Here is a 13737-nt window from a genome sequence, read left to right as displayed (position 1 = left end):
CGTCAGTACGTGCAGTGGCAGCCAACGTGGTTTACCGACATATCCATGGCATCGACGGCCATGTGGGTATTGCTGAGCCTGAACGCGGTCTGGCTCATCGAGCATCCCATGACCTGAATGCCGGTGCCCACCGCGCCGACGGCGACTCCGACGGCCGAAGTCTGCAAACCGCTTACCATTTCCATCACCACGGAGGCGATGAGCTGGTTGATGGAGAGGATTTCCTGCGAACCCACGGTGCCGATCATCGAGTTGCCAACGACCACCTGGGTCGACGTGCCGTTGATCATCCCCGCCACGTTGCCGTTCTGGAGGGCGCCCGAGTTGCCGTTGATCAGCGAAGTGGTATTGCCGTTGATGGTCGAGCAGGAGTCGCCATTGATGGTGGTGCACGAATCACCGTTGATGGTCGTGATCGAGTCCTGCTCGATGGTCGTGTACGAACTGCCGTTGATGATCGTCGTTGAGTCGCCGTCGATCACCGTGGTCTGGTTTGCGCCCACGGTGTGCGAGGCATCGTTCTCGACGGAGATATCGAGGTTGCGCTCGGCGTGCAACATCACCTGCTCTGCGCCGGTCTTGTCCTCGAAGCGCAGCATGCTGGCGTTGGCCGTGGTGCCGCCGGGCGTGCGCGTGACGATGCCGCTTTGCGTGGCCGCGCCCGGCAGGGCGAACGGCGGCATTTGCTCGGCGTTGTAGATGCGGCCCGTGACGAGCGGGCGATCGAGCTCGCCGTTCAGGAAATCGACAACCACCTCCTGGCCGATGCGCGGCACTTGCAGCGCGCCGAACCCGGTACCGGCCCAGGCGCTCGATACGCGCACCCAGCACGAGCTGTTCTCGTCGCCCTGGCCGTAGCGGTCCCAACGGAACTGGAGCTTCACGCGGCCGTACTCGTCGGTCCAGATCGTCTCCCCGGCCGGGCCGACCACGACAGCGGTCTGCGGGCCGGTGGCGCGCGGCACCGGCGTGATGCTCGGCGCGCGCCAGGGCAGCGAGGTGGGCTGCACGACGAAGTCGAAGTCGTAGCTCGCCTCGCTGCTGCCGCTGGCGTAGCCGCCTTCCTGGAGCCGGTAGGTGACCGCGACGATCAGGTTCGCGACGTTCTCGGCGCTGCGCGGGCAGCCTTCGAGCGTGACGATGTAGCCTGGCGCCATGGTGCGGGCATGGGTGCTGGCGCGGCTCTGGGCATGACCGGCCTGTTCCTCTTCGAGCCGCACGGTGGCGTAGCGCTCGCCCTCGTCGGCGTTGATATAGCCGGCCTGCCAGTCGTATTTCGCGTAGCTGGCGTGGTCGTTGCCGAGCGGGTTGGCGCGGCGCTGCGAGACATCGGCGCGAGGCTTGCGAAAATCGTGGTCGTTCACGGCGAACACGCCGGATCGCAGCTCGACGGCGGGGCTCCAGTCCTCGACGCCGACTTCGCCAGGAAGCACGAGACGCTCGGGGGCGAGCCAGGGCAGCGTGGGGTAAAGCCCGAGCGGATCGTGCGAGGCGATGTCGTCGATGAGCACGAGCACCTGCTGGTCGGCTTCGTGGCGGAAATAGTAGTAGATGCCCTCGCGCTCCATCATGCGGCTGACGAACGCAAAGTCGCTCTCCTGGTACTGCACGCAGTAGTCCCAGGTGCGGTAGCGCGCGGCGAGACGCGTCTCCACGGTGAAGCCATAGGGCTGGAGGACCTGGCGCACGATGTCGGGCGCGCTGAGGTTCTGGAAGATGCGTGAATCGACGGTGCGGGTGAGATACCAGAGCCAGGGGCGCAGCGTCAGGGCATAGACGTAGCTGCGCGAGGTATCGGTTTCACGGCCGGCGAATGCGCAGCGCACGATGTGTCCGCCGAGATAGCGCGGTGCGCCGGGCGTGGCGATAGCGAGGTTGAGCGGCTTGCCGGTCAGCGTATTGAGATCGAGAGAGGCACTGGGGCTGACCATTTCCACATCGAAGGTGTAGAGGGTCGAGAGCCTCTCGGTGCCTCTTAGCGAGCGAAAGCTCAACGTCTCGAAGCCGGGGGGCAGTATCGCCGTAACGTTGTGCATCATGTCAGCCTCTCAGTAATGGTTTTGGAAGAAGGGTGGCTCAGGAAAAGCGTCAACGCTTGCAGGTGCGATGCATCCCCCGAGGGAAAGGCAGGATCAGAACTTCACGGAACAGCCGACGTGCGTGACCGAGGTCTCGATTGCGTCTACTGCCGTGCAGATCTTGTTGACCCGGACTCCGGTCATGCCCAACTGGACGCCGATGTTCTGACCGCTCACGCCCACAGAGCCAAGCGTCGATCCGATGGCTGTGAATTGCTGGCCAATCACGAACTCCTGAATAATCGACGCGATGAGCTGGTTCGTGTTCAGCAGTTCCTGCGAGCCGATGGTGCCGGTCAGGTTATTGCCGATGACGAGTTGCGAATTGGTGCCGGCGATCATCGTCAGCGCGTTTCCATGGGTTTCGTTCACCGAGTTGCCGTTGATCTTCGTGATCGAGGTCCCATTGATGATCGTGGTCTTGTCTCCGCCGACCGTTTGCGAGGCATCGTTCTCGACGGAGATGTCGAGGTTGCGCTCGGCGTGCAGCATCACCTGCTCTGCGCCGGTCTTGTCCTCGAAGCGCAGCATGTTCGCGTTGGCTGTGGTGCCGCCGGGCGTGCGCGTGACGATGCCGCTTTGCGTGGCCGCGCCCGGCAGGGCGAACGGTGGCATCTGCTCGGCGTTGTAGATGCGGCCTGTGACGATGGGGCGGTCGAGCTCGCCGTTCAGGAAATCGACGATGACCTCCTGGCCGATGCGCGGCACTTGCAGCACGCCGAACCCGGTGCCTGCCCAGGCGCTCGATACGCGCACCCAGCACGAGCTGTTCTCGTCGCCTTGGCCGTAGCGGTCCCAGCGGAACTGGAGCTTTACGCGGCCGTACTCGTCGGTCCAGATCGTCTCCCCGGCCGGGCCGACCACGACGGCGGTCTGCGGGCCGGTGGCGCGCGGCACCGGCGTGATGCTCGGCGCGCGCCAGGGCAGCGAGGTGGGCTGCACGACGAAATCGAAGTCGAGGTGCGCCTCGCCGCTGCCGCTGGCGTAGCCGCCTTCCTGGAGCCGGTAGGTGACCGCGACGATCAGGTTCGCGACGTTCTCGGCGCTGCGCGGGCAGCCTTCGAGCGTGACGATGTAGCCTGGCGCCATGGTGCGGGCATGGGTGCTGGCGCGGCTCTGGGCATGACCGGCCTGTTCCTCTTCGAGCCGCACGGTGGCGTAGCGCTCGCCCTCGTCGGCGTTGATATAGCCGGCCTGCCAGTCGTATTTCGCGTAGCTGGCGTGGTCGTTGCCGAGCGGGTTGGCGCGGCGCTGCGAGACATCGGCGCGAGGCTTGCGAAAATCGTGGTCGTTCACGGCGAACACGCCGGAGCGCAGCTCGACGGCGGGTCGCCAGTCCTCCACGCCGACTTCGCCAGGAAGCACGAGGCGGTCGGAGGCGAGCCAGGGCAGGGCCGGGTAGAGGGCGAGCGGATCGTGCGAGGCGATGTCGTCGATGAGCACGAGCACCTGCTGGTCGGCCTCGTGACGGAAGTAGTAGTAGATGCCTTCGCGCTCCATCATGCGGCTGACGAATGCAAAGTCGCTTTCCTGGTACTGCACGCAGTAGTCCCAGGTACGGTAGCGCGCGGCGAGACGCGTCTCCACGGTGAAACCGTAGGGCTGGAGGACCTGGCGAACGATGTCGGGCGCGCTGAGGTTCTGGAAGATGCGTGAATCGACGGTGCGGGTGAGATACCAGAGCCAGGGGCGCAGCGTGAGGGCGTAGACGTAGCTGCGCGAGGTATCGGTTTCGCGGCCGCCGAATGCGCAGCGCACGATGTGTCCGCCGAGATAGCGCGGTGCGCCGGGCGTGGCGATAGCGAGGTTGAGCGGCTTGCCGGTCAGGGCGTTGAGATCGAGAGAGGCACTGGGGCTGACCATTTCCACATCGAAGGTGTAGAGGGTGGAGAGCCGCTCGGTGCCGGTGAGCGAGCGGAAGTCCAATGCCTCGAAGCCGGACGGCAGGTTCGCGGTAACGATGTGTGTCATGTCAGCGCCTGTAATGGATCATCGGTGGCAGACAACTCAGGCGATGCGTCCGCGACCGGATGCGGTCTGCCGCGGCGCGGTGCGCCGGCCGCAAGGACGTGCTCGGGCGAATAGACAAAATCGTCGGCACAAGACTCGCCTTGCGCGGTGTCAGGAGCACTCGCGCGCGCGCCGAGCCAACTGCCCCACCCGAGCGGCGTGGTGTCGCCAAGACTGATCGGCACGATGGCGTCGTTCGCGAGCACCAGCCGCACGTCCCAGGCGAACTCGCAGCCGACATAGGCGCGCACCCATGCCGCCAACTCGTGCATCGTGGGCGTACCGGGCAGCAGCGCGCGAAACTGCTCGAGCGTCAATTGACCCACGCGAATCTCGAACTTGCTGCTTGCATCGCGCACTGCCGCGCCGATCATCGCGCCCTCTCCGAGTCGCGCGCCGGGTGCCGCCGGTCCCAGCACCACGCGGTCCCGGCGCTCGAGCGTGATCCATTGCGGCACCCATTCGACGACGCGCACCGGCATGCCCAGCCACGCTGCGAGAATCTGCTGCAGTCCGTGTGCATCGCGCGCTTTGCGAACCAGCCGGCCGGTCATGCCGTAGAGCGCATGCGGGCTCGGCGTTTGGCCGTGAGGCAGCGACGCGAGACCGAGGTGCGCGAGGCAAGCGACGTAGTGGTCGAACGACGAATGGCCGTTCCGGTCGGCGCTCACGGTTGGTTGCGCGTCGGCCCACGCGCGGTAGAACAGCAAGGTGAGTCGATGGTGGAACAAATCGGCGAACGCGCACAGGACCGGGTCGTCGTGATTGCGCAGGCGGTTCCTTGCGAACTCCGTCAAATGGAGCGGCAAGGGACCATTCGGGCCGAATAATCCAAAGCCGTGAATCGACAGATGAGGCAATGGTTCGTCGCCCGCGCCTGCGTTCGAGTTCGCGCTTGCTACCGACGCGGGTGCAAACGCGAGCGACGGCTGCTGGCCGATGCGCACGGGTTCGTCGCTGGGGGACCATGCCCGTCCGAGACGCGGATGGGGCGCGGCTTGCGCGTCGAGCCTGCGCAGCAGATGAAACAGGTCGTGCGCGTAGGGCGCGGCCTCGACCTCATGCCACCACGACGGCGTTTCGTATGCGCGTGCGTTCATATGGCGGGCCGCCTGCCGATGCGTGAAGGCCATCGCCGGATCTTGCCGCGCTGCAGCGTCGACACTGCGAGTTCGCTAAAGCTGTTGATCGATACATGCCGCGCGAGGAATTGCTCGAGCACCGCTTCGAAGAGGTAGGTGCTGCCGCCGGCGAAGGCCAACTCGTCGAGCAGGAGCGAGATGCAGACCCCGCGGCCGACCATGACCGGCCCAGGATGCGGCAGACGCCGATACGCGGGCTCGATTCGCACGCTGCGCACGCCGTCGATCTGGGCGAGCAGCTTGTGGCGGGCGCCATCGGCGTAGAGGCGTAGCAGCTCGCGCAGTGTCTGCGAGCCATCGCTTTCGCCCGCATCCACGAGTCCCAGATAGTCGAGCCCGAGATGACTGATGAGCCGCCATGTCGACTGACCTTGCGCGAGGGCGCCATGAGGCGAAGTGGGACCGCGCAGGACCTTGATGGTGTCCACGGGACACGACGCGCGCAAGGTGAAATCCGTTGCGTTGTGCAGCGGGATCGACAGCGGCAGATGCCGGTTGGTGCAGAGCGCATCGGCGCTGATATGGCGTAGCGCATCGGGCCAGGGCGCATCGTGCTGGTCGACGAGCGACACATACACCTCGCTTCCCGGGTAGGCAGCGCGGGTTGCCGAGCGGGCGGCATTGGGTGCGATGGGCCGGGGCTCCCGGCGCATGGAAAAGTAGCGGCCGCGCTGCATGGACGAACTTTCGTGGCCGCCGTAGAACGGGAAGAAGTCGATATTGGCTGCGCCGGCCTGCGATTGGCCCGTGATTCTGCGGATGGAAAAGATTTCGAAATCGGCGGGCTGCATCCGGTCGACGACCAGATGATGCTCATGGTGCGATGGCGAAATCGCGATGTGATCTGTGCGCCGCTCGAAGAGGTTGACCGCCGGTGTGCAATGGAGCGCGAGGCTGCGTGCGTCGACCGCGCGTTCGAGTTCGGGCGCGGCCGCATCGAGCAGGACCGTCAGCGTGAAGGTGCGCCCGCGCAGGCCTGGCAGTGCATGGTCCAGCCGGTTGAGGCTGAAGAACGCCAGACGCTCCGGAAACGCGAAATACTCCTGCAATAGCCGATATCCCTCGAAGGCACTTTGTCGCGAGGGCAGCATGGCCTGATCGGCATCGAAGCCTTCGTGACGAATGGCTTCCGTGCCGAGCCACGTGGCGCGCTGCGGACCATCCTCTTCGCTGTGGCAGCACACGCCGACGCTGTGTGCAAGCACGCGCTCGAGCAGGGGATGGGTAACCGTATCCTGCGCGCTCGCGAAGAACGTCAGCTTCTCGAGCGGCAGTTCGCGAATATCGGTGACCCCGTGTGCGCGCAGCGTGATGTGAAGCGCGCCGCCCACGTGCCTGCCGCCGAGCGGCCAGCGCGAGAGCGGCAGCGCGCTGGCGTCGGCGCGCAACTTGACGTCGACGATCTCGAGCGGCCATAGCGTGACTTCGTGCGCGGTGCGAAATTCGCAGGCCGTCTGTTCGCCCTCGGCGAGCTGCGCTTTCAGCGCGGAGCCCGCGGGGAGCGTGTAGCCTGAATGCATCGAACCCGCAAGCAGATTGGGTTGCAACGCCACGATCGCCATTGATGGCATGGGCGAAAGGTAATGCGGATAGACGACGTCCAGCAGGCGCTCGGAAAAGCGCGGAAACTCGGCATCCATCTTGAGGTGGATGCGCGCGGCCAGAAACGCGAAGCCTTCGAGCAGGCGCTCGACGAACGGATCGGCAGTCTGTGTGTCGCGCATGCCGAGCTGGGCGGCAGCGCCGGGAAATGCGGAGGCGAATTCGGAACCGAGCTCGCGCAGGTAGGCGAGTTCACGGTTGTAGTAATCGAGCAGGCGCGTTGGGGTCATGAGGCGCCTCGCGACCTGAACACGAGTCCTTCGCCGGCCTCGACGAAATCCGCGACGAGCACGATCCGGGTGCGGGCGGGCAACGCGATCAAGTCACCTTCGATGCGCAGTTCGAGGCAGGGCTGGCCACCTGGTGTGGTCGCCGGCCGACATTGAACGTCGAGCGATTCGCGAGCGAGGCGCGGCTCGAAGCGAACGATTGCCTCGCGCACCTCGACTTCGAGTAGTCGCGCGGCCTCGGCTTGCAACGTCACGTACTCCAGCGCTGGAATGCCGAAATTGAGAACCGAGGTGGCGACCTGCGGGAAGTCGCGCAGATTGTTCACGCCGCGCGTGTTGATGCTGCCGAGCAGCCACGCGAGGTCGCGCAGCACTGCCTCGTGGAGCGACTTGCGCCTGGTATCGTTGGCCGCGCGCGTCGGCTCACGGTCTGCGATCAGGCGATCGAACAGGCAGGGTGGGTAGCGGCGCTGAACATCTTCGAGCGCTGCGGAGTGCGGCATCGTGGCGTGACTCATGGCGGGCGATACGAGGAGACAAGGCAGTGCAGGCGGCGAGCCGCCTGCACGCTATGCATAACTAAATATGATGCTGAAAAACTAAAGACGCATTACATCTCGCGGTTTTCCTTGATGTTCCAGGTGAGCACGCTTTCGCTGCCCTTGCCGCCCTGGTCGGTTTGCTCCCAGTACTGCTGCTTGACCTTCGCTGCCTGGAAGCGGTAGGTGATCTTCACGGCGTCGGAGTTCTTGTCGGCGCTCTGCTGCACTGCGACGACGAGCACATCCGTGAGCGTGATGCGCTTGTACTCGACCTGCGAGCCACCTGCCTTGCAGATCGACAACTGGATCTGCGGGAGGTGCTTGCCGTTGGCGCAGTACTTGAGGATCGCCGGCGTGGCCTTGTCGGCATAGGCTTCTACCGTGAGGTCGTCGAAGCTGACCTTGCCGATGCCGCCGCCGCCGCCGGTCGACATCGAACCGGGCTGGCTCGCGCCCCACGAATACGACTGAATGTCGGTCCAGCCTTTATGGTTGGCATCCTTCGATTCGCCGCTGGCTCCGTCTACGAGCATGTACATATCTACAGACATTATGTTCTCCTATGAGTTGAGAAGAGACGTCAGGAAGTGGCTTACCCGGAGGCGGACCCATTGAGTGCGGGTACCTTCGAGACGAGCCGTAGGGATACGGTGAGACCTTCGAGCTGATAGTGCGGACGCAGGAAGAATTTGGCGCTGTAATAGCCGGGGTTGTCCTCCATGTCTTCGAGGACGACGCGCGCTGCGGCCAGCGGCTTGCGCGCCTTGGTTTCCTGCGAGGAGTTCTGTGGATCGCCGTCGACGTAATGGAGGATCCAGTCGTTGAGCCAGGCCTCCATCTCGCCGCGCTCCTTGAAGGAGCCGACCTTGTCGCGCACGATGCATTTCAGGTAGTGAGCGAATCGGCTGCAGGCGAAGATATAGGGCAGACGCGCGGCGAGCTTGGCGTTTTCAGTGGCAAGCGCATCGTGGTATTCGGCGGGTTTTTGCAGCGACTGGGCCCCGAGGAACGCCGCAACGGTGGAGTTCTTCCGATGCACGAACGGCATGAAGCCGTTTTTCGCGAGCTCGGCCTCGCGGCGATCGCTGATAGCGATTTCGGTCGGGCATTTCATGTCGATGCCGCCGTCGTCCGTCGGGAACGTGTGCGCCGGCAAATCGTCCACCGCGCCGCCCGATTCGACGCCGCGAATCGACGTGCACCAGCCAAACTGGCGGAACGAACGGTTGATGTTGGTCGCCATGGCGTATGCGGCATTGATCCACGCATAGCGATCATGAGTGGTGCCGTCGACGTTTTCCTCGAAGTCGAAGGCTTCCACGGGATTCGTGCGCGCACCGTAGGGCAGGCGGGCAAGAAAGCGCGGCATTGTCAGGCCGAGATAGCGTGCGTCGTCGGATTTGCGCAGATGGGTCCACGCCGCGTATTCGCTGTTCTGGAAAATCCTGGTTAGATCGCGCGGATTCGACAATTCTTGCCACGACTCCATCTGCATCACGGCCGGCGAAGCACCGCTAATGAACGGGCAGTGTGCGGCGGCCGCGATTTTCGCGATCTCACCGAGCATTTCGACATCTTGCGGCCCGTGATCGAAGTAATAGTCGCCCACGAGGCAACCCAGCGGCTCGCCGCCGAACTGGCCATACTCTTCTTCGTAGATCTTCTTGAAGATCGGGCTCTGGTCCCACGCGACGCCCTTGTAGCGCTTCAACGTGCGGTTCAGCTCCGTCTTTGTGGCGGGCATGTAGCGGATCTTCAACTGCTCGTTCGTCTCGCTGTTCGTCACGAGGTAATGCAGGCCACGCCATGCCGATTCGAGCTGCTGGAAATCCGCGTGATGAATGATCGTGTTGATCTGATCCGAGAGCTTGCGGTCGATCTCCGCAATGATCGTCTGGATCGTCTGGTAGGCGTCGTCCGATACGACGACCGCGTGCTCGAGTGCCTGGAAGGCAAGTGTCTTGACGGCGGCGTCGATGGCTTCGCGCGCGCGGTCGCTGCGCGGATTCAGTTCGTCGACGAGAGCGACGGCGAATGCGTCGTTCGACGGGAACTCGAGGGTCGTCGTTTGCAATACGGCTTCGGCAGTCTTCATGGGAGTTTCACCGGGAGGCAGGTGGATGGGCCGCAGGGCGGTCGGTGCCGTCACGCTTCGGGCTCGCCGCCCGACGGCGAGCCTGACGGCTGGTCTCGGGCGGGGGCCGTGGGTTTGTCTGTGGTTTGAGCCGTGATGCGGGCGATCGACTCGAGCAACGGGCGGCTCTTCAGCGCGTGCATGAGCATCGTCTCGGCATTGCTCTTGCCGTCCATATAGGAGAGCAGGTTCGAGAGCTGGCGCCGGGCCATCAGCAACTGGTTCAGCTCGGGCACCATGCGCGCAACGCTTGCCGGCGAAAAGTCTTCTATCGACTCGAAGGTGAGGTCGATGGCCAGCTTGCCGTCGCCAGAAATTTCGTTGGGCACGTGAAAGGCCGCGCGCGGCTGCACCGACTTGAGCCGGTCGTCGAAGTTGTCGACGTCGATTTCCAGGAACTTGCGTTGGTCCATGCTCGGCTGCTGCTGATTGGACTTGCCAGCCAGATCGGATAGAACACCCATGACGAACGGAATGTCGACGCTCTGGTTGCTTCCATAAGTCTCTACGTCGTACTCGATCTGAACCCGAGGTGCGCGGTTACGCCCAATGAATTTTTGCCCTGTCGATTTTGAGTTACTCATGTTCGGAATCCTATGTAATAAAGATGGTGCTGCGTCATGAAGGCCGGTTGCGCGGATCGCGTCAGGCGTTGCCGCCGAGACCGGCCAGCAAGTCGATATGCGGAATTGCCTCCGGCGTCATGTCGCGAATGATTTCGTAGAACGTCATTGGCAACAGGCGCTGGGCGCGGCGGATCAACAACGACGAGGGGTGGGCCGGCTCGCAGGACTCCAGGTAGATGCAGACCTGTTCGAGCAGGAGGCTTGCTTCGTCGCGGGAGCGCACCTCGCCGGAATGGCTCGAGCCTGTGGACGACATGCCGTTCGCAGTCGCCGATATTGCCGACGTGACAGTGGCCGATTGCGGCGACGCTGCGGACTCAGGTGCCGTGCCTTCCGATAGCACAGAGAACACGGTCAGCAAAGGCTTTTCCACTGCGCTCATGTCGGGTACCCACGTTTCGTCCAGGCGGCTCGACACATTGAGACGAAGGTTCTTGATGTGGGTGAGCAATTCACCGACGACGTCGAGCGTGGCCCGTTCCGCATTGAGCGCGACGCACAGTTCTTGCCGCGTGACATCTGCTTCGTTCTCCGTCGCGCCGTCGAGCAACGCTGCAGCTTTGCGTAGCGAAAGATCGATACCGCGTACGCGCAGCAGGCTCGCCGCACGAGCGCGAGCACCGAGTGCTTCCGGCGAGAAAAAGGCTTGCAGCGCATTCGTGCGGGAGAATGGGTCGGGTTGCCCGTCCTCGTCGATTTCGATACGCGGATGCACGCCGTCCCAACGGCTGCCGAGCAGGTCGGCGGCCAGCGCCAGACCCTTCGCGTATCCCGCCAGTCCGGTGGATTCCGTCCATGCCCGAGTAAGCCATGCGACGACGCGTAGATCCTTCGAGCGTTGCAGCAGCGCCTCGGCCTGTTGTTTGGCGAGTTGCCAGTCCGGCGTGACAGCGGCAATGAGCGTGTCGCCATATTGCTGATCGCCAATGCCGGCGACGATGCGTTCAAGTTCGATGAACGCCGCGTCGTACTCGAGGTTTTCGCCGCAGTCGCCCATTGATTCAGCCGTGCGCGTGGATTCGGACGCGATGAGTGGGGCGGTAAGCGGATAATCCTGGTCGGTATTCAAGCGGTATTGCCTCGGGACTCGGAGCGGAATGGGTGGGTATTGGTCGGCTATAAAAATAGCCGCTCGCGAAAAGCTAAATATTTCGCGAGCGGGATATCGGAACTTTCGCTTAAATCAACGGTGATCCGCTTTATGCGGATGGGTGAGCATACGTGCCGATGGCGGGCAATAAAGGGATTTTCACGCTGAGCGCTTCGGCAAGATTCATCGCGTTTGCACGGGTAAGTAATAGTGGCAATAGAATAAACTCGATTGTCATTGAGGAGATGGCAATTGATAAAATTCATGACGATTATCAAATCGTCAATTAAGGTTGGGTTCGAGATAATTTAATGTCTGAATCAAGCTAAAAATTCGCTGCCGCGATCATTATCCAATCTGGATTGAATGCAATTGGCATTGCGCCAGACTGATTATGCAATCGGGTCCGATTGAATTGCCGGTAATGTGCTGATGAGCGAAACGTGGATTTGCCAGCTTTCGATTTGCGGGAAGGCTGGGCGCTGCCAAAGCCGGCGGCGCTAAAGTTCGTAGGCAAACTTGCCGTAGACCGGGTTGTGGCGGACCCAGGGGACTCCTTTGGGCCGGCCGTACAACAAGAAGGAGACCATCGAGACATGAAAGCTGCATTGCAGGGGAGCCGGCGCGCCGGTTTCGTGCCGCAGGATGCGCAGGCCGAGGATTCGCCGCACGCCCCGCGAGCCTCAGCCAGGACGGCGCGCGAGGGCAAATCGCTGTCGGTGAAGACGATGCTGCGCGTCGCCTTCGCGGTGGTGCTGGTCGGCACACTCGCGATCGGTGCTTTCTCGCTCGCACAGATCAGCCGTTTGAACGATTCAACGGAGTCGATCTATGAGCAGGGCCATGTTGCCAGCCGCGCCGCGGAGGAAGCGCGTGGTCACGTGCTGCGTGCCAGCCGCGCGCAGAAGATGCTGCTTACCGCGACCACCGCGAAGGAGCGAGACGAGCTAGGCTCGAACATCGAGAAGGACCTCGCCGCACTTGTGGTCGAGATGAAGGTGCTCGGACAATATTCATCTCAATCGGGAGGCGAGGGAGGCGACGCGCTTGCGCAGCAAAAGCAGTTCGCAGCGGCGGCGCAAACATGGAGCAGCCACGTGCGCGAGTTCGTGACGCTCGTGAAGGCACAACCGCTCGATCTTTCACAGATGAACTGGCAGGTCGGCACCCAGGACGTCTCGCTGCTCGTCGAAACGGAAAAACTCGAGACGCTCGTCGACCGGCTCGTCGCGCAGCGCGGCGCTGCCGCCAAGGCGACGATCGCGGCATCGGCGTTCATCTACAAGTCGTCGTTCGTGATGATCGCCACAGCGACGGTGGCGCTCTTCGTGCTCGCGTTCCTCGTGAGCGAATGGGTCGTGCGCCGCATCGCGCGCCAGCTTGGCGGCGAGCCCGCGCACGCGAAGGCCATTGCCGCGCGCATCGCCTCGGGCGATCTTGCGCAGCCGGTCGAGGTGCATGCGCGAGATGCGGCCAGCATGCTTGGCGCGCTGCGCGACATGCAGAACGGGCTTTCGTCGACGGTGGCCGAGATCGCCGCGAGCGCCGAGGCGATTGCCGCCGCCTCGGGCCAGATTTCGACGGGCAATCTCGATCTTTCGCATCGCACCGAAGAGCAGGCCGTCGCGCTCGAGCGCACCGCGAGCAGCATGGAGCAACTCACCTCCACGGTGCGCCTGAACGCGGAGAACGCGCAGCAGGCGAGCACACTGGCCGGCAACGCCTCGCAGATCGCGCAGCAGGGCGGCGCCGTGGTGGGCCGCGTGGTGGCCACGATGAACGAGATCAACGACAGCGCGAAGAGCATCGCCGAGATCATCGGCGTGATCGAGGGCATCGCGTTTCAGACCAACATTCTGGCGCTGAACGCGGCGGTCGAAGCCGCGCGGGCGGGCGAGGAAGGGCGCGGTTTCTCGGTGGTCGCGGGCGAGGTGCGCAATCTCGCGCAGCGCAGCGCTGCGGCGGCCAAGGAGATCAAGGCGCTCATCACCGCATCGGTCGCGCGTGTGGCGAACGGCTCGACGCTCGCCACCGACGCGGGCCAGACCATGGAAGAAGTCATGAAAGCCGTGAAGCGCGTGAACGACATCATCGGCGAGATTTCGGCGGCATCGAGCGAGCAGCGCGCCGGCATCGAGGAGATCAACCGCGCCGTCACGCAGATGGACGCGGGCACGCAGCAAAACGCGGCGCTGGTGGAAGAGGCCACGGCAGCGGCGCAATCGCTTGACGACCAGGCCAAGGTGCTCAAGCGTCTCGTGAACAAGTTCCAGCTCGCTTGAG

The 13737-nt window shown here is 63.6% G+C and carries 10 protein-coding genes; 1 reads left to right on the top strand and 9 read right to left on the bottom strand.

The window, feature by feature from the left end; genetic code table 11:
• Positions 1 to 2 precede the first annotated feature (2 nt).
• The 9 genes from L5014_RS27405 to tssA all read right to left on the bottom strand — a co-directional run bounded on the left by L5014_RS27405 (position 3) and on the right by tssA (position 11433).
• Complete coding sequence (locus L5014_RS27405) at positions 3 to 2039, bottom strand: type VI secretion system Vgr family protein (protein WP_238466940.1); 2037 nt, start codon at positions 2037 to 2039, stop codon at positions 3 to 5.
• A 93-nt stretch (positions 2040 to 2132) separates the two neighbouring features.
• Complete coding sequence (locus L5014_RS27400; protein WP_238466939.1) at positions 2133 to 4049, bottom strand: type VI secretion system Vgr family protein; 1917 nt, start codon at positions 4047 to 4049, stop codon at positions 2133 to 2135.
• The gene (tssG, locus tag L5014_RS27395; RefSeq protein WP_238466938.1) at positions 4046 to 5188 is read right to left on the bottom strand and encodes a type VI secretion system baseplate subunit TssG; all 1143 of its coding nucleotides are present in this window, start codon (positions 5186 to 5188) and stop codon (positions 4046 to 4048) included. The genes L5014_RS27400 and tssG overlap by 4 nt, the downstream gene beginning before the upstream one ends.
• Positions 5185 to 7062: a type VI secretion system baseplate subunit TssF gene (gene tssF / locus L5014_RS27390; protein WP_238466937.1), complete on the bottom strand. Its 1878-nt coding sequence runs from the start codon at positions 7060 to 7062 to the stop codon at positions 5185 to 5187. Before tssF ends, tssG begins: the two co-directional genes overlap by 4 nt.
• A complete protein-coding gene (tssE, locus tag L5014_RS27385) occupies positions 7059 to 7565 on the bottom strand; it encodes a type VI secretion system baseplate subunit TssE (protein WP_238466936.1) in 507 nt (168 codons plus the stop codon). The genes tssF and tssE overlap by 4 nt, the downstream gene beginning before the upstream one ends.
• Positions 7566 to 7672: 107 nt before the next feature.
• A complete protein-coding gene (locus L5014_RS27380) occupies positions 7673 to 8155 on the bottom strand; it encodes an Hcp family type VI secretion system effector (protein ID WP_238466935.1) in 483 nt (160 codons plus the stop codon).
• Positions 8156 to 8196: 41 nt separating this feature from the next.
• Positions 8197 to 9699, bottom strand: a complete 1503-nt coding sequence (gene tssC / locus L5014_RS27375; protein ID WP_238466934.1) for a type VI secretion system contractile sheath large subunit — start codon at positions 9697 to 9699, stop codon at positions 8197 to 8199.
• Between the two features lie 50 nt (positions 9700 to 9749).
• A complete protein-coding gene (gene tssB, locus L5014_RS27370) occupies positions 9750 to 10331 on the bottom strand; it encodes a type VI secretion system contractile sheath small subunit (RefSeq protein ID WP_420800149.1) in 582 nt (193 codons plus the stop codon).
• Between the two features lie 52 nt (positions 10332 to 10383).
• A complete protein-coding gene (gene tssA, locus L5014_RS27365) occupies positions 10384 to 11433 on the bottom strand; it encodes a type VI secretion system protein TssA (protein ID WP_238466932.1) in 1050 nt (349 codons plus the stop codon).
• A gap of 617 nt (positions 11434 to 12050) precedes the next feature.
• Here tssA and L5014_RS27360 point away from each other — a divergent pair.
• Complete coding sequence (locus L5014_RS27360; RefSeq protein WP_238466931.1) at positions 12051 to 13736, top strand: methyl-accepting chemotaxis protein; 1686 nt, start codon at positions 12051 to 12053, stop codon at positions 13734 to 13736.
• The last annotated feature ends 1 nt before the right edge of the window (position 13737 follow it).

This window comes from Paraburkholderia tagetis, from assembly GCF_022213065.1.
Classification (GTDB): Bacteria; Pseudomonadota; Gammaproteobacteria; order Burkholderiales; family Burkholderiaceae; genus Paraburkholderia; species Paraburkholderia tagetis.
The sequence above is the reverse complement of the archived record's forward strand: the minus strand, read 5'-3'. Positions and strand labels throughout refer to the sequence as shown.

Excerpts from the sequence above, each read along its gene's own strand:
- tssE (WP_238466936.1), bottom strand. The coding sequence starts at position 7,565 with ATGCCGCACTCCGCAGCGCTCGAAGATGTTCAGCGCCGCTACCCACCC.
- tssC (WP_238466934.1), bottom strand. The coding sequence starts at position 9,699 with ATGAAGACTGCCGAAGCCGTATTGCAAACGACGACCCTCGAGTTCCCG.
- L5014_RS27400 (WP_238466939.1), bottom strand. The coding sequence starts at position 4,049 with ATGACACACATCGTTACCGCGAACCTGCCGTCCGGCTTCGAGGCATTG.
- tssG (WP_238466938.1), bottom strand. The coding sequence starts at position 5,188 with ATGAACGCACGCGCATACGAAACGCCGTCGTGGTGGCATGAGGTCGAG.
- L5014_RS27405 (WP_238466940.1), bottom strand. The coding sequence starts at position 2,039 with ATGATGCACAACGTTACGGCGATACTGCCCCCCGGCTTCGAGACGTTG.
- L5014_RS27380 (WP_238466935.1), bottom strand. The coding sequence starts at position 8,155 with ATGTCTGTAGATATGTACATGCTCGTAGACGGAGCCAGCGGCGAATCG.
- tssF (WP_238466937.1), bottom strand. The coding sequence starts at position 7,062 with ATGACCCCAACGCGCCTGCTCGATTACTACAACCGTGAACTCGCCTAC.
- L5014_RS27360 (WP_238466931.1), top strand. The coding sequence starts at position 12,051 with ATGAAAGCTGCATTGCAGGGGAGCCGGCGCGCCGGTTTCGTGCCGCAG.